The organism is Nocardioides terrigena, assembly GCF_003047265.1.
Classification (GTDB): Bacteria; Actinomycetota; Actinomycetes; order Propionibacteriales; family Nocardioidaceae; genus Nocardioides; species Nocardioides terrigena.
In genome coordinates this window covers 354,240-375,829 of record NZ_PZYY01000005.1, presented here as the reverse complement: position 1 = coordinate 375,829, position 21,590 = coordinate 354,240, and the positions used below count along the sequence as shown (strand labels likewise).

Sequence of the window (21,590 nt, the reverse complement as noted above, 5' to 3'; positions counted from 1 at the left end):
GTCGGGCGGACTCGCGGCTAGGGTCGGGGATGTGCCCGACCTCGCCGACCGCTGGCCGATCCCGGCGCTGCACGACGTACGCGACGCCCTCCTCACGGCGTGGGACCGCGACGGCTACCACGACCTGAGGCACCTCACCGAGGTGCTGGACCGCATCGACGAGCTGGACCGGGCGGGCGAGCGGTTCGACCGGGTGCCGGTGGTGCTGGCGGCGTGGTTCCACGACGCCGTGTACGACGCCCTCCCGGACGCCGAGGAGCGCTCGGCGCAGTGGGCCGAGCACGCTCTCCCGGAACCACCGGCCGCGGAGGTCGCCCGCCTGGTGCGGATGACCGAGCACCACCGGCCGTTCCCCGACGACCGCAACGCGTGCGTGCTCAGCGACGCCGACCTGGCGATCCTGGCGGCGCCGGAGGAGCGGTACCGGGAGTACACGCTCGGGGTCCGGCGGGAGTACGCCAGCGTCGGCGACGAGGACTTCGCCGTGGGCAGGGCGGCGGTGCTCCGCGACCTGCTCGACGGCCCGCGGCTGTTCGCCACCGACGCGGGGGCGCGGCTGTGGGAGGGGGCGGCGCGCGCCAACTCGACCGCCGAGATCGGCAGGCTCGAGGACCGGGCCTGAGGACCTAGGAGTCCCCGCCGAGCTGCACGTAGACCGTGTAGCGGTCGGGGCGGTAGACGGTGCGCGAGACCTCGACCGGCTTGTCGCCGAGCAATCCGCGTCGCGAGTGGCGGAGCACCGGGGCGCCGACCGTCAGCTCGAGCAGCCCGGCCTCCTCGGCGTCGGCGCCGTCGGCGCAGATGGAGTCCTCGGCCCAGTTGGGACGCAGGCCGCGGACCTCGAGGGCGTCGTACAGGCTGGTGGGCATCCCGCTCTGCAGGAAGCCGGGCAGCAGCACCTCGTTGAGGTAGGCGTCCTCGATGCAGACGACCTGCTGGTCGGCGCGGCGCAGGCGCTTCCAGTGGATGACCGCGTCACCCGGCGTGATGGACAGCGCGCGGGCGACGCCCGGGCCGGCCTGCTCGCGGCGGGCGAGGAGGGTCTGGGACTCCGGGAGCATGCCGCGGCGCCGGATGTCCTCGGTGAAGGAGGTCAGCTGGCCGATCCGGTGGCGCGGCTGGGCGACGAACGTGCCCCGGCCGGGGACCCGCTCGAGGAGGCCCTCCCCGACCAGTGCGTCCAGCGCCTGGCGCACCGTCATCCGGGCGACGCCGAACTGGGCGACCAGCTCACGCTCGGAAGGCGCGGCGGTGCCGGGCTCTGCAGCGGCGAGGAGGTCCCGGACGTACTCCCGCACCTGCACGTGCTTGAGGCTGCGCTCGGCAGGCCTGACGTCCACGGTGTCCACGCTAGGAAGGGTAAGTCGGACCGGAGGGTCGTGAACACGTTTTCGACAAGCGGATGGTAAAGGTCAGTCGGTGCTGATGGCCTTGAGCACGTCCAGCCGGGCCGCCCGACGGGCCGGCAGCAGGGCGGCCAGCACCCCGATCACCAGCGAGACGACCAGGAACATCGCGAGCTGGCTGACCGGCACGTCGATCACCTCGAGCCCCTCCTCGCGCAGCGCGTGCATGAGCGCGACCCCGAAGCCGATGCCCATCACCACGCCCAGGACGGCGCCCAGCACGGCGATCACCACCGACTCCAGCGTCACCATCCGGCGCAGCTGGGCCCGGCTCACCCCGATCGCCCGCAGCAGGCCGACCTCGCGGGTGCGCTCGATGATGGAGAGGGCCAGCGTGTTGACGATGCCGAGCACGGCGATCAGCAGGGCCAGCCCGAGCAGGGCAAAGATCATCAGCACCAGCTGGTCGATCGGCGCCCGCTGCTCCTCGGCGAACTCCTGCTGGTCCTTGACCGTGACGATCGGGAGGTCGGCGACCAGGGCCTCGAGGTCGTCCTGCACCGCCGCAGAGCCGTCGGTGTCGATGATCAGGAAGTTGTCGGCGTCGCGGTAGCCCGCGTCGATGAGCGTCTGCGGCGTGGTGACGGCCGGGAAGATCAGGATCGGGTTCTCGGCGTAGATGCCGACGACCTCGAGCTCGCGCGGCCCGTCGGCGAGCACGACGTCGTACGTGTCACCCACCGAGAGCGACTCCTCGCCGGCGTACTCCTCGTCGAGGATCACCGTGCCGTCGCGCAGCGCCCCCGCGGAGCCGTCCACCATGGTGAGGTCGATGCCCTGCTCGAAGGCCGCGGGGTCGAGCGCCGCCACACCCTGCGAGTCCTCCCCGGACCCGGTGATCGCGAAGCGCTGCGCCCACACGTGGTCGACGCCGTCGACCTCGGCCATGTCCCGCGCGATGCGCGGCGAGAACGGCTGGCCGAAGAGCGAGCTGACGACGTAGTCGCCGACGAAGTTCTCCTCGATGGTCTGGTCGACGCTGGCCTTGGCCGACGCCCCCACGATCGCCATCGTGCAGGCCAGCGAGAGGCCAATCATGAGTGCCGAGGACGTGGCCGTCGTACGACGTGGGTTGCGCAGGCTGTTCTGTCCGGCGAGCCGGCCCACGGTCCCGAAGAGCCGCGCGTAGACCCACGCGGCCGCCGCCAGGAACGGGTGGCTGATCACCGGGCTGGCCGCCGCGACGCCGAGCAGGACGAGGAGGATGCCGCCGCCGACGAACCAGCCGGGGCGGGGCACCACGTCCATGAGGCCGGCGGCGAGCGCGGCCCCGCCGGCGACGATCATCGCCACGCCGACGACTAGCCGGCGGTGCAGCGACGACTCGGGCATGGCCACGTCGTCGCGCATCGCCTGGATCGGCGCGATCCGGCCGGTCCGGTGGGCGGGCAGCCACGCGGCCACCATGGTCACGACGATGCCGACGGCGTACGCCGCGAGGACGGTGCGCGGGGCGACGATCAGCGGCTGCCCCGACAGGTCCAGGCCGAACTGGCCGAAGAGGGTGCGGATGCCCATCGCGAGCAGGATGCCCAGCCCGAGGCCGATGGTGGAGCCGACGGCGCCGAGGACGAACGCCTCGACCATCACCATCCGGGTGACCTGCCGCTTGCTGGCCCCCAGGGCGCGGAGCAGCGCCAGCTCGCGGCTGCGCTGGGCGACCAGGATCGAGAACGTGTTGACGATGAGGAAGCCGCCGACGACCAGCGAGATGCCGGCGAAGATCAGCAGGAAGGTGGTGAGGAAGCCGACCGCCTCCTGGATGGCGCTGGCGGCCTCGTCGGCCGCCTCGTCGCCGGTCACCGCCTCCACGCCGTCGGGCAGCCGCTGGGTGACGCTGTCCGCGAGCTCCTCCTGGCTGGTGCCCGGCTCGGCCGTGACCCAGATGTCGGTGAAGGCGTCCTCGCCCTCGAGCAGCAGCTCCTGCGCCGTCCGGGTGTCGAAGGCGGCGAAGGTCGCCCCGTTGAGCGAGCCCCCCTCGGGGAAGCCTCCGATGCCGACCAGCGTCGGGCGCAGCACCGCCTGCTCGCCACTGGTGACGAGGTGGACCTCCTCGCCGATGGTGTAGCCCGCCTCGCCGGCGGTCTTGGAGTCGAGCAGCACCTCGCCGGCCCGCTCCGGCTCGCGGCCGCCGATGACCGACATCCCCTCGAGGTCGTGGCCGGCGGGGGCGTCGTTCCAGTTGGCGCCGATGGCCGGCGGGCCCTGTCCGCCGACCACCTTGTTGTCCTCGTCCACGACGAAGACGCCGAAGGCGGTCACGTTGCCGTCGACGCGGGCGGCCCCCTCGACGCCCTCGAGCTCGCCGACGAGCGAGGAGTCGACGGTCCGGGCGGACGGCTCCGACTCCCCCGAGGCGCCGACCGGCCGCACGACGACGTCGCCGACCGTGGAGGCCATCAGCGCGGTGAAGCTGCGGCTGAGGGTGTCGCTGAAGACGAGGGTGCCGACGACGAACGCGACGCCCAGCACGATCGCGAACGTGCTCATCAGGAGCCGGACCTTGCGGCCCAGCAGGCTCTTGAGCGCGGTGCGGAACATCAGTCCGCCACCGGGGCGCTCATCCGGGCCATGACCTCGAGGACGCTGTCGCGGTCGGGGTCGCGCAGCTCGTCGACGACCCTGCCGTCGGCGAGGAAGACCACGCGGTCGGTGTACGACGCCGCCACGGGGTCGTGGGTGACCATCACGATGGTCTGGCCGTGGTCCCCGGCGCTGCGCCGGAGCAGGTCGAGCACCTCGGCGCCCGACTGCGAGTCGAGGTTGCCGGTGGGCTCGTCCGCGAAGACGATCCGCGGCCGGCCGGCGAGGGCCCGCGCCACGGCGACGCGCTGCTGCTGCCCGCCGGAGAGCTCGTTGGGCCGGTGGCCCAGGCGGTCGCGGATGCCGACCGTGTCGATGACCGAGTCGTACCACTCGCGATCGGGCTTGCGCCGCGCGATGGACTGCGGGAGCAGGATGTTCTCCTCCGCGGTCAGGGTGGGGACCAGGTTGAAGCTCTGGAAGACGAAGCCCACCTCGTCGCGCCGCAGCCGGGTGAGCTCCTTGTCCTTGAGGCCGCTCAGCTCCCGGTCGCCGATCCACACCTCGCCCGACGTCGCGTTGTCGAGGGCCGCGCAGCAGTGCATCAGCGTCGACTTGCCGGAGCCGCTCGGGCCCATGATCGCGGTGAACTCGCCCTCGACGAGGTCCAGGCTCACGTCGTCCAGCGCCCGCACCATCGCGTCGCCGGAGCCGTAGGTCTTGGTGAGGTTGCGCACCCGTGCCGCGACGGGTCGGTCCCCGGTGGTCGTCATGGTGGAAACGATCCCGCACACCTCCAACTCGTCGCCACCGGGTATCCCCCTGAGCCGCCCCCGACACCCACCCCGACACGCGTGCGCCTACGAACACCTGTTCGACCACGGGTGTATCGTCGTCGTGTGGACTTCCAGTCGACGCTCTTCGACACGGCCGAGGTTCCGGCCGTCTCCCCGCTCGCCCCCGACCGTCGGGTCCTCACCCGCGGCGCGTGGATCGACGTGCAGCGCAACTTCCTCCTCGCCCCCGACGACGTGCTCACCGCGATGGCCGACGTCGTGCCGTGGCGGGCCGAGCGCCGGCAGATGTACGACCGGGTGGTCGACGTCCCGCGCCTGGTCCACACGTACGCCGTCGGCGAGGCGCTGCCGCACCCGGTGCTGACCGAGGCCCGCGAGGCCCTCAGCGCGCACTACCTCCCCGAGCTCGGCGAGCCGTTCGTGACCGCCGGGTGCTGCTACTACCGCGACGGCCGGGACTCCGTGGCCTGGCACGGCGACACCATCGGCCGGGGCCGCACCCAGGACACGATGGTCGCCATCGTCTCGCTGGGCGACCCGCGCCGGCTGGCCCTGCGCCCGCGCGGCGGGGGTGACTCGATCGCGGTCACCCTGGGCCACGGCGACCTCGTCGTCATGGGCGGCTCGTGCCAGCGCACGTGGGAGCACGCCGTCCCCAAGGTGGCGAACGCCGGGCCCCGGATGTCGGTGCAGTTCCGCCCGCTGAACGTCTTCTGAGGGCAGGCGGCGCTCAGCCGGCGTACGCCTCGTCGTAGAGCCCGGCGAGGAGGTCGTCCTTCTCGGCGCTGAGGCCGCACAGGCTGACCTGTCCGTCGCTGGCGCTGACGAGGTAGGTGCCGCCCTCCTGGAAGTCGACGGCGAGCAGCAGGTCGACGATCTCGCGGCTGGGCGTCGAGACGCGCACCCGGTCGGTCTCGTCCTCCCCGGCGTACCAGGTGTCGACGTCGAGCGTCGCGGTCCCGTCGCCGACCTCGGTCACGGTGCCCTCGAAGGCGGTGTCCTGGGTCTGGAGCAGCTCCACGCTCGGGACGGCGCACCGCGCGTCGGCAGCGGCGGGCGTGACCTCCAGCGAGGTGACGCTGCCCTCCCCCGAGGTCACCGGGGTGACCTCGGTGGAGGGGTCGGGGCCGTCGACCCCGCGACCGCAGGCGCCCAGGAGCAGGGCGCCCGTCAGCACGGTCACGGCCAGGCCAGCGGTCCCCCGCGTCGTCCTCATGCCCTCAGATTCCCACACCGGGCAAGATCACCGGCGCAGCAGCCTCCACAGCAGGGCGAGGACCACCAGCGCGCCGACCCCCTGCTTCCAGTAGGCCCGGGCGAGCACGGGCAGGACGGCGCTGCCGAGGTCGAGGGCCTCCGGTTGGGCGGGCGGCTGCTGGGGTCGCGGCGGCGGGACCGGCCGCGGAGCAGGAGGGGGAGGCTCCGCGGCCGGAGGCCCGTCCTCGGCCGCCGCCGCGGGGGCGGCAGCCACCACCGGCTGCGGTACGTCGTCCGGCTCGTCGCCACCGGTCAGCCGCTGCTCGAGGCAGGCGACGAACTGGCCGAGCAGCTTGTCCGAGACGTCCTGCATGACACCGCGCCCGAACTGCGCGGGCTTGCCGGTGATCGCCAGGTCGGTCTGGACGGACACGTCGGTGGAGCCGTCCGCGTCGGCCATCGAGACCGTGACATGGGCGCCCGCCGTGCCGTTGCCGCGCTTGTCCTTGCCCTTGGCGTCGACGACGAAGCGCTTGGCCTCCTCGTCCTTCTCCACGAAGGTGCCGCTGCCGTTGTAGACGAGGGCGATCGGACCCAGCTTGACCTTGACCGACCCGGCGAACGAGTCGCCGTCCGCCGAGGTCACCTGGGCACCGGGGAAGCACTCCGCCACGGAGGCGATGTCCTCGAAGTGGGCCCAGGTCTCCTCGACGCCGGTCGGGACGGTGAACCGGTGTGTCAGCTCCATCCGCTCACGCCCCCGCGGCGGCGAGCACGGCGCGCCGGGTCAGGACCTTGGCCAGGTGGGTGCGGTAGTCGGCGGCACCGTTGAGGTCGGAGGGCGGGTTGGTGCCCTCGGCGGCACGGGCCGCGGCCGTGGCCACGGCGTCCTCGGTGGCGGGCTGCCCGACCAGCGCCTCCTCGACCGCGCGGGCCCGGAGCGGGGTGGACCCCATGTTGGTCAGGCCCACCCGGGCCTCGGCGATCGTGCCTCCCTCGACCCGCACCGCGGCGGCGACGGCCACGATCGGCCACTGGTGGGCGACGCGCACGAACTTCTCGTAGTGCGCGCCCCAGCCGGTGTGCTTGGGCACCCGGATCTCGGTGAGCAGCTCACCCTCGGCGATCGCGGTCTCGAAGAGGTCGACGAAGAAGTCGTCGGCCGCGACCGTGCGGGTCCCGCCGGGTCCGGCGATGACGAACTCGGCGCCGAGCGCCAGCGACGGGGCCCCCAGGTCACCGGCCGGGTCGGCGTGCGCCAGCGCGCCGCCGATCGTGCCGCGGTGCCGGATCTGGGCGTCGGCGAGCTGGTGCTCGGCCTTGACCAGGAGCGCCGCGTGCTGGCCGACCAACGGGTCGTGCAGCACGGCGTGGTGCGTGGTCATGGCGCCGATGACGAGGGCGTCACCGTCCTCGCGGACGCCGCGCAGGCCCTCGATGCCGCCGAGGTCGATGACCACCTCGGGGGCGTTGAGCCGCATCCGCAGCACCGGGAGCAGGCTCTGCCCGCCGGCGATCACCTTGGCCTCGTCCCCGTGCTGGGCGAGCGCCGCCAGGGCGTCCTCGACGCTGGTGGGCGCGAGGTACTCGAACTGGGTGGGGATCATCAGCTTGCTCCGTCCGTGCGGTCCGTCGTGCCCTGCATGCCGGTGGACTCGTCGAAGTGCGGCATGGCCGCCCCCTCCGTGTCCGTGGTGCCGCTGCCACCCACGTCGTGGATGGCACGCCAGACCCGCTCGGGGGTGCACGGCATCTGGATGTCGTTGATCCCGAGGTGCCGGATCGCGTCGACGACGGCGTTGACGACGGCCGGGGTCGAGGCGATGGTGCCGGCCTCGCCGACGCCCTTGGTGCCGAGGGTGTTGGTGGTCGACGCCGTCGAGTTGTGCTGCACGTCGAAGCTGATCGTGTCCGCCGAGGTGGGCAGCAGGTAGTCGACGAAGGAGCCGGACACCAGCGTCCCGGAGTCGTCGTACACCGCCTCCTCCCACAACGCCTGGGCGATGCCCTGGGCGAGGCCGCCGTGCACCTGGCCCTCGACGATCATCGGGTTGATGACGGTCCCGATGTCGTCGACGCAGGTGTACTTGCGCATCAGCACGCCGCCGGTCTCGGTGTCGACCTCCATCGCGCACAGGTGCGTGCCGTGGGGGTAGTTGAAGTTGACCGGGTCGTACGTCGCGTCGCTGTCGAGGCTCGCCTCGACGCCGTCGGGCAGGTTGTGCGCCGCGAAGGCGGCCATCGCGATGTCGGCCATGGCCAGGCCCTGGTCGGTGCCCCGGACGCCGAAGCGACCGGCGCTGAACTCGATGTCGTCCACCGAGGCCTCGAGCAGGTGGGCCGCGATCGGCTTGGCCTTCTCGATCACCTTGTCGGCGGCCCGGACGAGCGCCTCGCCACCGACGACGAGCGAGCGCGAGCCGTAGGTGTCGAGGCCGCGGTGCGAGACCTGGGTGTCGCCGTGCAGGATCTCGACGTCCTCGAAGGCGACCCCGAGGCGGTCGGCGACGATCTGGCTGAACGCCGTCTCGTGGCCCTGGCCGTGCGCGGAGGTGCCGGTGGTGATCTCCACCTTGCCGGTGGCGAGCATCCGCACGCTGGCGTACTCCCAGCCGCCGGCGCCGTAGTTGAGCTGGCCGAGCACCCGGCTGGGGGCGAGGCCGCACATCTCGGTGAAGGTCGAGACGCCGATGCCGAGCTGGATCCGGTCACCGGCCTCCCGGCGCCGCTTCTGCTCGGCGCGGAGGTCGTCGTACCCGAAGCTGGCCTTGGCCTTCTCGGTCGCGGCCTCGTAGTTGCCGGTGTCGTACTCGAGCCCGGCGACGGTGGTGAACGGGAACTCCTCGTGGGTGATCCAGTTCTTCTCGCGGACCACCAGCGGGTCGACGCCCACCTCGGCGGCCAGCTCGTCCATCAGCCGCTCGATGGCGTACGTCGCCTCGGGTCGCCCGGCGCCGCGGTAGGCGTCGGTCCACGTCTTGTTGGTGAGGACCGTCTGGCAGTTGAACTGGTAGGCCGGGAACTTGTAGATCGCGTTGAACATGAACGCGCCGAGCACCGGCACGCCGCCGCCGACGAGGGACACGTAGGCGCCGAGGTCGGCGGTGAGCTCGACCTTGAGGCCGGTCACGGTGCCGTCCTTCTCGGCCGAGAGGGTGAGCTTCTGCCACTGGTCACGCCCGTGGTGGGCGGTCATCAGGGACTCGGACCTGGTCTCGGTGTACTTCACCGGCTTGCCGAGCCGGCGGGCCACCGCGAAGGTGATCATCTCCTCCGGCGTCTGCTGGAGCTTGCCGCCGAAGCCGCCGCCCACGTCGGGCGCGATGACCCGGATCTTGGACTCGGGCACCCCGGTGGTCGCCGCGAGGGCGAAGCGCAGGATGTGCGGGATCTGGGTCGCCGACCACATGGTGATCTGCTCGCCGGTCGGGTCGACGACGGTCGAGCGGGGCTCCATGAACGCCGGGATGAGGCGCTGCTGGCGGTACTCGCGCTCGATGACGATGCCGTCGCCGCGGGCCTTCTCGATGGCCTGGTCGACGTTGCCGCCGGTGCCGGCCTCCTCCGAGTCGAACTTCCAGAAGGCGGACTTGTTGGTGCCGAGGTCGGGGTGCGCGAGCACCTCGTCCGCCGCGGACTTCTTGAGGTCCAGCGCGGCCGGCAGCTCGTCGTACTCGACGTCGACGAGCTCGGCGGCGTCCCGGGCGGCGGCCATGGTGCGGGCCACCACGACCGCGACGGTCTCGCCGGCGAAGGCGACCCGGTCGGTCGGCATCGGCACGTGCGTCGGGGCGACCTGGTCGGTGGTGATCGCCCAGGCGTTGATGCAGACGCCCTGGGCCTCGCCGAGGTCGGCGCCGGTCAGCACGGTCACGACGTTCTCGGAGGCCTTGGCGGCCTCGGTGTCGATGGAGACGATCCTCGCGTGGGCGAAGGGGCTGCGGACCATCGCCATGTGCAGCATGCCCGGGAGCGCGATGTTGTCGGTCCAGCGGGTGCGGCCGGTGATGAGGCGCTGGTCCTCCTTGCGGCGGCGGTCGCGCCCGATCTCCTTGGCGGAGGTGTCGGGGCGGTCCTCGACGGCGGTCACTGGGCACCTCCCGCGGTGCTGGAGGAGGCGTGCAGGACGCTCTTGACGATGTTGTGGTAGCCCGTGCAGCGACAGAGGTTGCCCTCCATGCCCTCGCGGACCTCGGCCTCGGTGGGCGACGGGTTCTCGGCGAGCAGGTCGACGGCCTGCATGATCATGCCCGGGGTGCAGAAGCCGCACTGGAGGCCGTGGCACTCGCGGAACGCCTCCTGCACCGGGTGCAGGTCGCCGCCCTCGTGGGTGTCGGCGAGGCCCTCGATCGTGGTCACCTCGTGGCCGCTGGCCTGGACGGCGAGCACGTTGCAGCTCTTCACGCTCCGGCCGTCGAGGTGCACCGTGCAGGCGCCGCAGTTGCTGGTGTCGCACCCGATCACGGTGCCGGTCTTGCCGAGCTTCTCGCGGAGGTACTGCACGAGGAGCATGCGGGGCTCGACGTCGTCGGAGACCTTTGCTCCGTCGACGGTGAGATCGATCCTGGCCATCGAGTTCCTGCCTTCACGTAGGTGACGGGCTGTGATGCCCGTCACGCTAGGTGCGCGTGGTTGGAGGAAGGTTGGAGTGCCGGAGGGTGGGGACTCAGTCGCCCACGCGGGCGGTGAGCAGGCGCAGGGTGGTCTGGAGCGCCGCGAACTCGGCCTCGTCGAGACCGAGCGCGTCCTTCATGTCGCAGTGGATCCGGGAGGCGTGCTGGCGCAGTGCGTCGCCCCGGTCGGTGAGCGTGACGACGACGAAGCGCTCGTCGGCGTTGTCGCGCCTGCGGGCGATCAGCCCGCCGACCTCCATCCGGCGCAGGAGCGGCGTGAGGGTGCCGTGGTCGAGCCGCAGCTCGTCGGCCAGGTGCCGGACGGTGCACGACCCCTCGTCCCACAGCACGATCAGCACGAGGTACTGCGGGTAGGTGAGACCCAGGTCGGTCAGCACCGGACGGTAGGCGGCCGTGACCGCGCGCGACGCGGCGTACAGGTCGAAGCAGAGCTGCTCCGAGAGCGCCGGGGCGTCGGTCCCCGACAGTGCCGGTGCGTCGGTCTCCGCCATGCGCCCATCCTCGCACGCCATGCGCTACCTTGTGCCCAATCCACTTGTGCGCGAGGTACTTGTCGATGCACGGACGGAGAAGAGGACCCCATGGACGCCACCCCCTTCTCTCCCTCCCCACCTCCCCGTGGCGCTCGGGTGCGGGACCTCGACCGACTGCTGGTGGCGGCCGGTCGGTCTGATACCGCCGCGTTCGCCGAGCTGTACGACGCGCTGGCGCCGCGGGTGCTGGGACTGGCCCTGCAGGTCCTCGGCGACCCGCGCCGGGCGGAGAAGGTCGCCGCGGAGGCGTTCCTCGAGATGTGGCGGACCGCCCCTCGCTTCGACCCGGCGCAGGGCAGCGCCCTCGCCCGGGCCATGGCCACCACCCACCGGCGTGCGGTCGACCGCCTGCGCTCCGACGCGCCGAGGGGTCGGGACCAGTCGTCCAGGCCGTCACTCCGGACCGCTCTCACGCTCCTGCCGGACGTCCGCCGCGAGGCGGTCGAGCTCGCCTACTACGACGGACGGACCCACACCGAGGTCGGGATGCTGACACAGGCACCCTCGGGCGCCGCCGCCGCCCGGATGCGTGACGGGCTGGCGCAGCTGCGCGACCTGCTGACGGCTTCCGTGATCGAGACGGCGTAGCACCGGCTCACGTCGGGGCGAGCGACGCGAGGTAGTCCCCCAGCCGCGCGTCGATCTCCTCGCGCGGGATCTCCCGGTCCCGGAGCTCGGCGAGCCACCCCAGGGCGATGTCGTTGGAGGCGCTGAGCTCCAGGGCTATGCGGTCGGGGTCGCGGAAGTTGAGGTGGTGGCCGAACTCCATGTCCCGGACCGGGGTGTGCTCGACACCGAGCTCCTCCAGCCGGTGCTGCCACCGCACCAGCTCGTCGCGACTGCCGACGGAGAACCCGACGTGGTCGAGCCCGGTGTGCAGCTCGGTGAACGCCCCGGGGTCGCCTCCCTCGTGCCGGACGAGCGCGAGCATGAACGACGTCGGCCGGTGGACGAGGATCCGGGCGTGGCCGAAGTCGGCGAGGCGGAGCAGGCCGAGGACGGAGGTGTAGAAGTCCTCGCTGCGGTCGAGGTCGGTGACCGACAGGCCCAGGTGGTCGACGACGCCGGAGAAGGCGGGTCCAGCCATGGCGGACCCGACGGCGACGGACCCGGCGGGGACGATCGCCGCAGCGTCAGGCACGGCGACCGTCCTCCCCCGTGGCGCGCGCATCCCGTCGTACGACGTCGCGGTGCGGCGGTTGCCGCAGCCCCAGCAGCGGCGGGTGCTGCCAGGTGTTGACGTAGGCCCAGCCGGGATGCCGGAGTGACCGGCCGAGCATCTCTAGGATCGATGTCGATGTCAGCACCAGGGCCTCCTCAGGACGACGGCTCACCGGTCGAAGGTCGCACCGGGAGCGACCGCGTCGCGTCCGGGGAATCCCTCACCCCGACCCCCGGGTTGGTGGGGCGCGAGACGGAGCTCGCCCGGATCGACGCCCTGCTGGCGGAGGCCACGAGCCACGGGAGCGCCACGCTGCTCCTCGAGGGCGACCCCGGGGCGGGGAAGACGACGCTGCTCGGCGCCGCCCGGTCCCGCGCGAGCGGCTTCACCCAGCTGACCGCGACCGGGGTCGAGTCCGAGTCCCACCTCGCCCACGCCGGCCTGCTGGAGCTGCTGCACCCGCTGCGCGACCTGCTGGCCGAGGTGCCCGAGGCACAGGCCTCCGCGCTGCGGGCCGCGCTCGGCTGGTCACCCCGGGCCGGTGCGGCGGACCGCTTCCTGGTCGGGGCGGCGACCCTCTCCCTGCTCGCCGCGGCCGCGGAGCGGCGCCCCGTCCTGGTGGTCGTCGACGACCTGCAGTGGCTGGACGAGGAGTCGTCGGTGGCCGTCCTCTTCGCCGCCCGCCGGCTGGGTCCCGACGCCGTCGCCCTCCTGCTGGCCGGCCGCGCGGGCTCGGTCCCGTCCGGGCTCGTGCACGACGTGCCCGCCCTCACGCTCGGCGGACTCCCGGCCCACGCCGCCGCGGGCCTGCTCCCGCACGCCACCTCCCCCGCGGTCCTCGGCCGGCTGATCGCCGAGACGTCCGGCAACCCCCTCGCCCTGCTCGAGGTGTCGGCGCGGCTGGACGCCGCACAGCTGCTCGGCACGGCCCCGATCCCCGACGCGTTGCCCGCCGGCGAGGTGGTGCGGCGGTGGCACGAGGCGGCGGTGGCCGGGCTCTCGCCCGGGGCCGGGCGTGCCGTCCTGCTGCTGGCACTGTCGGGCCCGTCGTCGGCGACCGGGACCGTCGCTGTCGCCGCCCTCGCCGGTCCCGACGAGGCCGCACGGCACCTCGACGAGGCCCGCGAGCGCGGCGTGCTCGTGCAGGAGGACGGGGTGCTCGCATTCCGACACCCCCTGCTGCGCAGCACCGCGCTCGAGCTGGCCACGCCCGCGGAGCGGCGGGCAGCGCACGCGGCCCTCGCCGAGGCGTTGCCCGCCGGCGACCGGGCCCGGACCTGGCACCGCGCCGAGTCCACGGTCGGCACCGACGCCCGGGTGGCCGACGAGCTGGAGCGGCTGGCGGAGATGGACCGGCACCGGCTCGGGTACGCCGCGGCCGCCGCGGCGCTGGAGCGCGCCGCGACGCTCACCGACGACCACGACCTGGCGGCCCGGCGGCTGGCCGGTGCCGCCCACGACGCCTTCGTGGCCGGCGACATCAGCCGCGTCCGCCGCCTGGTGGCCCGGGTGCTCGCCGACGGAGCACCCGACCGCGCCCGCGGCGAGGCGCTCTTCACGCTCGGGATGCTGGAGGAGTACGCCGGGTCGGTCCCCCGGTCGGTCGAGCACCTGGACGCCGCGTCCCTCCTGCTCGACGGCCCGCCCCTGGTCCGGGTGCTGGCCGAGCTGGCGGTGGCCCGCTTCCGCCTCAACGACGTCGCCGGGATGGTCGACTGCGCCCACCGGATCGACGCGGTCGCCGACATCGCGGACCCCGAGCAGCAGCTGCTCGCCGCCTTCACCGGCGGTGTCGCCCTCGTCCTCACCGGGGACCCGGTCGCCGGCGTGGCCCGGCTCGACGACGTACGACGGCTGGCGGACCTGCCCGCCCTGCGGCACGACGCCCTGGCGCTGCTGCTGATGGCGATCTCAAGCGCGTTCACCGGGCAGGTCGGGCACGCGGTGACCGCGGGCACCCCTCGCCTGGAGGAGCTGCGGCGACGGGGATCGGTCGGCGTACTGGTGCCGCTGCTGACGATCCGGGCCTCCGGCCGGGCCTGGCTGGGCGACCACACCGGCGCGTTCGCGGACGCGGGCGAGGCCGCCGAGCTGGCACAGCACCTGGGGTACGCCGCGGACGCCGCGGTCGCCGAGGAGATACTCGCGTGGCAGCAGGCCGCGCGGGGCCTGCACGACGACGCCCGCGCCTCGTTGGCCCGGGCCCGCACGCTCACCGACCGGGCGGGGACGACGACGGCCGCCGCGCACCAGGCCCTGACGGCGGCGTTCTGCGCGGTCTGCCGCGGCGACCTGGACGCGACGGTGGAGCTGCTCGAGGCGCGTCTCGGGATCGACGGTGGCGTGGGATCGTCGGGCGAGCCGCTCGGGGTCGCGCCTCTCCTGGTGGAGGCCTACACCGGTCTCGGGCGGACGGACGACGCCCGGGCGCTCACCGCGCAGTACGCCGCCGCGACGCCGGCGGCGGCACCCGCGCTCTCCCGCGCCCTGCTGCACCGGTGCGAGGGCTGGAGCGCCGTGGACGACGCCGCGGCCCGGGACGCGTTCGAGGCAGCCCTGGAGGCACATACGGCGGCCGACGACCCGTTCGAGGAGGCGCGGACCCGACTGGCGTACGGCGGGCGGCTGCGACGCACCGGACAGCGGATCGTCGCCCGCGAGCAGCTCGACGCGGCGGCTCGCGCCTTCGCCGCCATGGACCTCGACCACTGGTCCGACCTCGCCGCGCGGGAGCTGGCGGCCACCGGGGCCACGGCCCACCGCCGGCACACCCCCGGCGAGGCGCCGCTGACCTCCCAGGAGACCCGCGTCGCGCTGCTCGCCGCCCAGGGCCTCTCCAACCGCGAGATCGGGGCCTCGCTCTTCCTGAGTCCCAAGACGATCGAGCGACACCTCAGTAGCGTCTACCGCAAGCGGGGGTTCCGGTCGCGCACCGAGCTCGCCGCTGCCCTGGCCCGGCAGGCCCCTGACTGAGGCGGACCTCAGTCGTCGCGGACCGTGGCGCTGGTGCCGTCCTCGCCCTGCTGCTCGTCGATGCGGCGCTTGATCCGGCCCATGCCGGGGAGCTTGGCGAGCATGTCGTTGAGCTCGCGGGAGACCTCGAGCAGGTCGTGGATGTCGGGAGCGACCGTGCCCAGCGTCGCCATCACCGGCAGCACGTCCCGCTCGACGCGCTCGGTCAGCTCGGGCAGGTGGTCGATGAGCTGCACGAGGGCGGCGACCTCCTCGGGGTGGGTCGTCTCGGCCAGCGTGTCGAGGGTCGGCTGGAGCTTGACCAGCGACGGCTCGAGCGCGTCGAGCAACGGGACCGACCGGCTGACGAGCGCGTCGGCCGTGCCCACCACCGAGTCGGTGCGGACGAGGAGCTCCTCGGCCCGGTCGACGACGGAGTCAGTGTGCACGACCACGGTCTCGGCCTCGCGGGTCACCGCCTCCACGGCGTCGACGGCCGCCGAGGCGCGCACGAGGAGCACCTCGGCCTGGTCGAGCAGGGCCAGCACCCGTGGCACGGCCCCGAGGAGCTGGTCCACCTGGTCCGCGCCCTTCTCGATCACGGCGAGGAGGTCACGGGGTCCGGGGACGGGCAGGCGCATGAGCACTTCCTATCAAGCACCGCCTACCACCGGCCCGGAGCGGGGCGGGATCAGCGCTCGGCGACGGCCAGCCGGCCCCGGAGCAGGGCCTTGGCGGGGTGGTCGCGGAGGCCGAGGTGGTCGAGGCAGACCTCGACGACGTGCGTGTCGTAGGGCGCGAGCTCGCTGTAGCGCAGCACCGCTTCGGGGTCGGGGTGCGCGATCAGCGCCTCGCGCATGCTCACCGCCAGGTAGTCGCCCATCTCGACGAGGGCCGGGGCGTTGGTGCCCGGCAGCAGGTCGCCGCCGTACGCCGCCACGGCCCCACGCACGTCGCCGCGACGCAGCAGCAGCTGCACCTCGTCGATGTCGGTGACGACCGGCAGGGTGAGCCGGTAGGGGCGCGACGCCAGCTGTCCGCCGAGGGCGGCGCGGAGGTGGGAGACCTCGGCCTTGAGGGTCGAGGTGGTGACCGCGGAGTCGCCGTAGACCAACGTGTGGAGGTGCTCGAGGGAAAGGCCCTGGGGGTGCATGGCGAGCAGGGCCAGGATCTCGGTCTGACGCCGGCTGAGCAGCAGCCGGCGTCCGTCGAGCCAGGCCTCGGCGGTGCCGAGGAGCGACAGCGTCAGGCCGGGCTCGGAGGGCGCGACGGCGGTGAGGCCCGTACGCCGCCCGGTCGGCATCGCGGTCTCGATGAGGCGCGCCATCACGCGCGCCGTGGCCAGTCCGATCGGGTGGGTGCGGTCCCACGTGGTCGACAGGTCGATGACACCGAGCTGCTCGCCGCTCACCGGGTCGTGCAGGGGCGCGGCCCAGCAGACCCAGTTGTGCACGATCGAGGCGTAGTGCTCGGCGCTGAAGACCATCGACGGGTCGCCCGTGCGGCTGGCGATGGCCAGCGCGTTGGTGCCGACGCTGCGCTCGTCCCAGCGACCACCGGGCACGAAGTTGACGGTCTCGGCCTTGCGGCGCATCACCCGACCGCCGTAGGTCCACAGGATGCGGGTCTCGGCGTCGGTGATGGCGATGACCAGGTCGCCGTCCTCGGCGGTGCGCCGCAGGTCGGCCTCCACGCGCTCGACTGCGGTCTGGAGCGGCGACTGCCGCCAGTAGGCGGCGGTGTCCGACTCGTCGGCCAGCGGCGCCTCCGTGAGGTCCGGCGTGACCGCCCCGGTGGAGAGCTGCCAGCTGTCGCGGATCTCGGGACGCACCCGGTCGCTCGCCTCGTCGCCCAGCTCGACGAAGGCGGTCCAGGCCTGCACGGCCTCGAGCCGGCGGTCCCGCAGGTCGCGGTCTGTGCTCATGGTCCCTCGCGCTGTTCCGTGGGGCGACGGTGTGGTGTGACGACGGTCACGGTAGCGCGAGGGACCTGAGCGTGGGGCTCAACGGACGTGGATCACCTTGCCGTTGGGCTTGCCCTGCTCGGGCGGCAGCACGTTGACGGTGGCGTGGACCCCTCGCGACGTCCACTCGACGTCACCGGGCAGGGGCTGGGCCAGCCACGGTCGCGGGGTGTTGGAGCCCTTCTTGACCTTGGCGATCTGGCCGGCGAAGAGCTGGGAGACGAAGATGTCGCCCTTCTTGTTGACCGCCAGCCCGGTCGCGCCCACCAGTCCCTCGACGAGGAGCTTGGTCGCACCGGTCTTCGGGTGGATGCGGTAGACCTTCGACTGCGCCCCCGTGCTCCCGTCCTCCGGTCCGCCGGTCAGGGTCGACACGTAGAGCTTGCCGTCCGGGCCGACCTCGACGTCCGTGGGCACCGGCTCGAAGCGGTAGGTCTTGCCGACCGCACACGCGGGCACACCGGCCCCCGCAGCGATCTCCGCGGTCACCACCACCGGGACCGAGGGCAGCACCGCCACGGCCTTGACCTTGCCCTTCGGGGAGACGGACAGGATGTCGTTGCCGGCCGCGTCGGCGACGTACGTCGTCTCGCCCTTCATCGCCGTGGCGTAGGGGTGCGACTCGACGATGCCCGTGTAGCCCGCCGGCACGTCGGGCGGGATCTGGGCCTCACACGCGGCGTCGAGGCCCTCGAAGCCGTAGCTCACGGCGCCGTCGGGGTTCTTCTTCTCCTCGAAGGCACCCAGGTCGGCCATCTTGACCGCCTTGCCGTTGCCGCCGACGGCCCAGAGGAAGGCCTTGCGGCCCTTGGTCGTGGCGAAGCGCAGCGATCCGAGGTGCTCGGAGACCGCGCCGACCTCGGTGCCCTTCTTCTTGGCGGCATAGACGACCTCCGGCTTGCCACCGGGCGGGATCTTCATGAGCATCCCGGCGAAGTTCTGTGAGACGTACGCCGTGCCGTCGCGGGAGATCGCGAGGCTCAGCGGGCTGAGCAGTCCCTTGGCGATGGTCTGCGGCTTCGGCGCGGCGCGGTCGGCATCGTCGCCCGCGCTGGCCAGGGCGGGAGCGACGAGTGCGCCCGCGGCCACCACCGCGAGGGTGCATGAGGTGGCGAGCAGCCCGTGTCGGGGCATGGGGTCCTCCTACGAGTGGAGCCGGCTCCCTCCCGGATCCGGCACTCCGACCCACCTTTCTCTCAAGAAAGAGTCAAGGCATCACCAATTCAGGGTCAATGCGGGCCCGGTCAGCGGGGGGTGTGCGGGTCCTGGTGGATGCGGCCGCTGGACGTGGCCAGCCGGTGGCCGGTGCCGCCCCACTGCCGGGCGACGATCTCGGCGGCGATGGAGACGGCCGTCTCCTCCGGGGTGCGGGCGCCGAGGTCGAGGCCGATCGGGCTGCTCAGCCGGTCGAGCTCCTCGTCGGTGAGCCCGGCGTCGCGGAGCCGCTGCATCCGGTCGTCGTGGGTGCGCCGCGAGCCCATCGCCCCGACGTACGCCACCTCGGGCAGCCGCAGCGCGACCTCGAGCAGCGGCACGTCGAACTTGGGGTCGTGGGTCAGGACGCAGACCACGGTGCGCCGGTCGATGTGCCCGGCCTGGACCTCGGCGTCGAGGTAGCGGTGCGGCCAGTCGACGACGACCTCGTCGGCGTCGGGGAAGCGGCTGGTGGTGGCGAAGACGGGCCGGGCGTCGCACACGGTGACGTGGTAGCCGAGGAAGGACCCCACCCGGGCCACGGCGGCGGCGAAGTCGATCGCTCCGAAGACCAGCATCCGGGGCTTGGGGGCGAAGCCCCAGACGAAGACCCGCATCCCCTCGCCGCGGCGCTCGCCGTCGGGGCCGTAGGTGAGCGTCGCGTTGCTGCCGGCGGCGAGCAGGCCGAGCGCGTCGTCGTGAACGGCGTCGTCGGCGCGCGGCGACCCCAGCGACCCCTCGGCGTCCCGGTCGGGACGGACCACCATGCGGCGACCGAGCCACGCGGGGTCCGGGTGGTCGATGACGGTGGCGAGGGCGACCGGGCGACCGGCCGCGATGTCGGCGGCGATCGCACCGAGCTCGGGGAAGGTGTCGCGCGAGACCTTCTCGACGTACACGTCCAGGATGCCGCCGCAGGTGAGGCCGACAGCGAACGCGTCGTCGTCGGACACGCCGTACCGCTCGAGGACCGGCGCGCCGGAGTCGACGACCGCCTGGCCGAGCTCGTAGACCGCGCCCTCGACGCAGCCGCCGGACACCGAGCCGACGGCGGTGCCGTCGGGGCCGACCAGCATCGAGGCACCCGCGGGACGGGGTGCGGAGCTGAAGGTCGCCACGACGGTGCCGACGCCGACGGTCTCACCGGCCTCCCACCACGCCATCAGCTCGCCCAGGACGTCACGCACGACCGACCACCTCCACGAGCTCGGCGAAGGCCGCCAGCGAGTGGCCGGCCACGAAGTCGTCACAGTGCGGGAGGGCGGCCGCGATGCCACCCTGGACCGGCTCGTAACCGGCCTTGCCGCGGTGCGGGTTGACCCACACGACCCGGTGGGCGACGCGCTGCAGCCGGGCCAGCTGCTCACCGAGAAGGGCGGCGTCGCCGCGCTCCCAGCCGTCGCTGAAGACCACGACGACCGACCCGCGGGCCATCCCGCGCTGCCCCCAGCGGTCCATGAAGACCCGGAGGGTCTCGCCGAGCCGGGTGCCGCCGGACCAGTCGGGGACGGCCTCGCCGGCGGCCACGATGGCCCGGTCCGGGTCGCGGTGGTGCAGGGCGCGGGTGACGTGGGTGAGCCGGGTGCCCAGGGTGAAGACCTCGACCCGGGGCTGGGCGGTGACGAAGCGGTGGGCGAGGCGCAGCAGCGCGTCGGCGTACCCGCTCATCGAGCCGCTCACGTCGACCAGCAGCACGATGCGACGCGGGCGCACCCTGCGGCGGCGCCAGGCCAGGTCGCCGGGCTCCCCCATCCGGCGCAGCGAGTCGCGCAGCGTGCGCGACGCGTCGAGGCGGCCTCGGTGCCAGGGCTCGTGCCGGGCCGTACGACGCGTGGGCGCGGTGGGCCGCAGGGTCGCGAACATCGCGGCGAGCCGCTGCTTCTCGGCGGCGTCGAGGGTGGCCACGTCGCGGTGACGCAGCACGTCGGAGGTGGTGGCCTTGGCGCGGAGCACCTCGTCGTCCTCGTCGGCGTCCCCCTCGCCCGGCGCGTCGATGCTGGGCAGCGCGGTCGCGGCGGGGACCGGCGGTCCGCTGTCTCGGCGGCGCGGGAGCTCGCCGCGCGGGTCGAACCACGCCTCGAAGACCTGGTCGTAGCGGGCCAGGTCGTCGGGGCCGGCACACAGGGTGGCGCGGCCGGCCCAGTAGGTCGCGCGGCGGTCGTCGAGGCCGACCAGGGCGGTGGCCTCGAGGAAGGCGTGGGAGCGGTCCTGGGTGACCGGCACCCCGGCGGCGCGCAGGGCCCGGGTGAAGCCGAGGAGCACCGGGACCGCGTCGCCGGGGCCGGCGTCCCCGGGCCTCGTGGTGAGGGCGGTGCCGGTCACGGCGTGAGCATCCGGTCGAGCGCCTGGCGCACCCGGTCGGCGTCCTCGCGGTACTTCACGAGCGCGCCCAGGGTGGCGGCGGCGGTCGCCAGGTCGAGGTCGGTGGTGCCGAGGTGGTGCAGCGCCCGCGCCCAGTCGAGGGTCTCCGCAACGCCGGGCGGCTTGAGCAGGTCGTCGCGGTCCCTCAGCTGCTGGACGACGTTGACCACCTGGCGGGCCAGGGTCTCCGACACCTCCGGCGCCCGTGAGCGCACGATCTCGACCTCGCGCTCGAGGCCGGGGTGGTCGATCCAGTGGTAGAGGCAGCGCCGCTTGAGCGCGTCATGGAGCTCCCGGGTGCGGTTGGAGGTCAGCACCACGATCGGCGGCGTCGGCGCGCTGACCGTGCCCAGCTCGGGGATGGTCACCTGCCAGGTCGAGAGCACCTCGAGCAGGAACGCCTCGAACTCGTCGTCGGCACGGTCCACCTCGTCGATGAGCAGCACAGCCGGGGACTGCTGGAGCGCGGCGAGGACGGGGCGGGCGAGCAGGAAGCGCTCGTCGTACAGGCTCTTCTCGGCCTCCTCCGCGCTGCTCTCCGCGCCGGCCGCCTCGAGGGCGCGCAGGTGCAGGATCTGCCGCGGGAAGTCCCAGTCGTAGAGCGCCTGGGTGGCGTCGATGCCCTCGTAGCACTGGAGCCGGATGAGCGGCAGGTCCAGCGTCGCCGCCAGGGCCTCCGCGAGCGCGGTCTTGCCGGTGCCGGGCTCGCCCTCCAGCAGCAGCGGCCGCTGCATCCGGTCGGCGAGGAAGACGATCGTGGCGAGCTCCTCGTCGGCGAGATAGCCGGTGGCGCCGAGGCGTGCTGCGACGTCGGCGGCGGAGCTCAGACCGGTGTCCATGTCGGTCAGGCTACGACCTCCACGTTGGT

At 73.3% G+C, this 21,590-nt stretch carries 21 protein-coding genes; 4 read left to right on the top strand and 17 right to left on the bottom strand.

Annotation, left to right across the window (positions count from 1 at the left end; genetic code table 11):
• The first annotated feature begins 31 nt into the window (after nucleotides 1–31).
• Nucleotides 32–622, top strand: a complete 591-nt coding sequence (locus DAE25_RS13350; RefSeq protein WP_107766660.1) for an HD domain-containing protein — start codon at nucleotides 32–34, stop codon at nucleotides 620–622.
• Between the two features lie 4 nt (nucleotides 623–626).
• Here the strand turns inward: DAE25_RS13350 and DAE25_RS13345 are convergent, their stop codons facing one another.
• The 3 genes from DAE25_RS13345 to DAE25_RS13335 form a co-directional block, all read right to left on the bottom strand.
• Complete coding sequence (locus DAE25_RS13345) at nucleotides 627–1,349, bottom strand: GntR family transcriptional regulator (RefSeq protein ID WP_234411029.1); 723 nt, start codon at nucleotides 1,347–1,349, stop codon at nucleotides 627–629.
• Between the two features lie 63 nt (nucleotides 1,350–1,412).
• Nucleotides 1,413–3,947, bottom strand: coding sequence for an ABC transporter permease (locus DAE25_RS13340; RefSeq protein WP_107766659.1), 2,535 nt, complete (start codon nucleotides 3,945–3,947; stop codon nucleotides 1,413–1,415).
• Complete coding sequence (locus DAE25_RS13335; protein ID WP_107766658.1) at nucleotides 3,947–4,702, bottom strand: ABC transporter ATP-binding protein; 756 nt, start codon at nucleotides 4,700–4,702, stop codon at nucleotides 3,947–3,949. The genes DAE25_RS13340 and DAE25_RS13335 overlap by 1 nt, the downstream gene beginning before the upstream one ends.
• 126 nt (nucleotides 4,703–4,828) lie before the next feature.
• Between DAE25_RS13335 and DAE25_RS13330 the strand changes: the two genes are divergently transcribed.
• Entirely contained in the window at nucleotides 4,829–5,443 is a 615-nt protein-coding gene (locus DAE25_RS13330) for an alpha-ketoglutarate-dependent dioxygenase AlkB (RefSeq protein WP_107766657.1), read from the top strand.
• A 13-nt stretch (nucleotides 5,444–5,456) separates the two neighbouring features.
• On the opposite strand, the gene DAE25_RS13325 is transcribed toward DAE25_RS13330, so the two are convergent.
• From DAE25_RS13325 to DAE25_RS24220, 6 genes are all read right to left on the bottom strand, one after another.
• A complete protein-coding gene (locus DAE25_RS13325) occupies nucleotides 5,457–5,942 on the bottom strand; it encodes a hypothetical protein (RefSeq protein ID WP_157559648.1) in 486 nt (161 codons plus the stop codon).
• 27 nt (nucleotides 5,943–5,969) lie between these two features.
• A complete protein-coding gene (locus tag DAE25_RS13320; protein ID WP_107766656.1) occupies nucleotides 5,970–6,671 on the bottom strand; it encodes an SRPBCC family protein in 702 nt (233 codons plus the stop codon).
• Nucleotides 6,672–6,675: 4 nt separating this feature from the next.
• On the bottom strand, nucleotides 6,676–7,530 hold the full coding sequence (locus DAE25_RS13315; protein WP_107766655.1) for an FAD binding domain-containing protein: 855 nt from the start codon (nucleotides 7,528–7,530) through the stop codon (nucleotides 6,676–6,678).
• Entirely contained in the window at nucleotides 7,530–10,013 is a 2,484-nt protein-coding gene (locus DAE25_RS13310) for a xanthine dehydrogenase family protein molybdopterin-binding subunit (RefSeq protein ID WP_107766654.1), read from the bottom strand. The genes DAE25_RS13315 and DAE25_RS13310 overlap by 1 nt, the downstream gene beginning before the upstream one ends.
• Complete coding sequence (locus DAE25_RS13305) at nucleotides 10,010–10,495, bottom strand: (2Fe-2S)-binding protein (RefSeq protein WP_056887075.1); 486 nt, start codon at nucleotides 10,493–10,495, stop codon at nucleotides 10,010–10,012. The genes DAE25_RS13310 and DAE25_RS13305 overlap by 4 nt, the downstream gene beginning before the upstream one ends.
• 94 nt (nucleotides 10,496–10,589) lie before the next feature.
• Nucleotides 10,590–11,048 (bottom strand): MarR family winged helix-turn-helix transcriptional regulator, encoded by a 459-nt coding sequence (locus tag DAE25_RS24220; protein ID WP_107766653.1) that lies wholly within the window; start codon nucleotides 11,046–11,048, stop codon nucleotides 10,590–10,592.
• A 90-nt stretch (nucleotides 11,049–11,138) separates the two neighbouring features.
• Between DAE25_RS24220 and DAE25_RS13295 the strand changes: the two genes are divergently transcribed.
• Nucleotides 11,139–11,678, top strand: a complete 540-nt coding sequence (locus DAE25_RS13295; protein WP_107766652.1) for a sigma factor — start codon at nucleotides 11,139–11,141, stop codon at nucleotides 11,676–11,678.
• Between the two features lie 7 nt (nucleotides 11,679–11,685).
• Here the strand turns inward: DAE25_RS13295 and DAE25_RS13290 are convergent, their stop codons facing one another.
• The gene (locus tag DAE25_RS13290; RefSeq protein ID WP_159083726.1) at nucleotides 11,686–12,231 is read right to left on the bottom strand and encodes a VOC family protein; all 546 of its coding nucleotides are present in this window, start codon (nucleotides 12,229–12,231) and stop codon (nucleotides 11,686–11,688) included.
• Nucleotides 12,224–12,397: a hypothetical protein gene (locus DAE25_RS23185; RefSeq protein ID WP_159083725.1), complete on the bottom strand. Its 174-nt coding sequence runs from the start codon at nucleotides 12,395–12,397 to the stop codon at nucleotides 12,224–12,226. The genes DAE25_RS13290 and DAE25_RS23185 overlap by 8 nt, the downstream gene beginning before the upstream one ends.
• A gap of 95 nt (nucleotides 12,398–12,492) precedes the next feature.
• On the opposite strand from DAE25_RS23185, the gene DAE25_RS13285 reads away from it, so the two are divergent.
• Nucleotides 12,493–15,225, top strand: a complete 2,733-nt coding sequence (locus DAE25_RS13285; protein ID WP_159083724.1) for a helix-turn-helix transcriptional regulator — start codon at nucleotides 12,493–12,495, stop codon at nucleotides 15,223–15,225.
• Nucleotides 15,226–15,233: 8 nt separating this feature from the next.
• On the opposite strand, the gene DAE25_RS13280 is transcribed toward DAE25_RS13285, so the two are convergent.
• The 6 genes from DAE25_RS13280 to DAE25_RS13255 all read right to left on the bottom strand — a co-directional run bounded on the left by DAE25_RS13280 (nucleotide 15,234) and on the right by DAE25_RS13255 (nucleotide 21,561).
• Nucleotides 15,234–15,845 (bottom strand): hypothetical protein, encoded by a 612-nt coding sequence (locus DAE25_RS13280; protein ID WP_159083723.1) that lies wholly within the window; start codon nucleotides 15,843–15,845, stop codon nucleotides 15,234–15,236.
• A gap of 50 nt (nucleotides 15,846–15,895) precedes the next feature.
• The gene (locus DAE25_RS13275) at nucleotides 15,896–17,128 is read right to left on the bottom strand and encodes a helix-turn-helix domain-containing protein (protein ID WP_107766648.1); all 1,233 of its coding nucleotides are present in this window, start codon (nucleotides 17,126–17,128) and stop codon (nucleotides 15,896–15,898) included.
• Nucleotides 17,129–17,206: 78 nt separating this feature from the next.
• A complete protein-coding gene (locus DAE25_RS13270) occupies nucleotides 17,207–18,301 on the bottom strand; it encodes a ScyD/ScyE family protein (RefSeq protein ID WP_107766647.1) in 1,095 nt (364 codons plus the stop codon).
• Between the two features lie 110 nt (nucleotides 18,302–18,411).
• Nucleotides 18,412–19,548 carry an XdhC family protein gene (locus tag DAE25_RS13265; RefSeq protein ID WP_199907573.1) on the bottom strand — a complete coding sequence of 379 codons (1,137 nt, stop codon included), beginning with the start codon at nucleotides 19,546–19,548 and terminating at the stop codon, nucleotides 18,412–18,414.
• Nucleotides 19,541–20,683 carry a vWA domain-containing protein gene (locus DAE25_RS13260; protein ID WP_107766646.1) on the bottom strand — a complete coding sequence of 381 codons (1,143 nt, stop codon included), beginning with the start codon at nucleotides 20,681–20,683 and terminating at the stop codon, nucleotides 19,541–19,543. Before DAE25_RS13260 ends, DAE25_RS13265 begins: the two co-directional genes overlap by 8 nt.
• Nucleotides 20,680–21,561, bottom strand: a complete 882-nt coding sequence (locus DAE25_RS13255) for an AAA family ATPase (protein ID WP_056887067.1) — start codon at nucleotides 21,559–21,561, stop codon at nucleotides 20,680–20,682. The genes DAE25_RS13260 and DAE25_RS13255 overlap by 4 nt, the downstream gene beginning before the upstream one ends.
• Nucleotides 21,562–21,590: the final 29 nt, after the last annotated feature.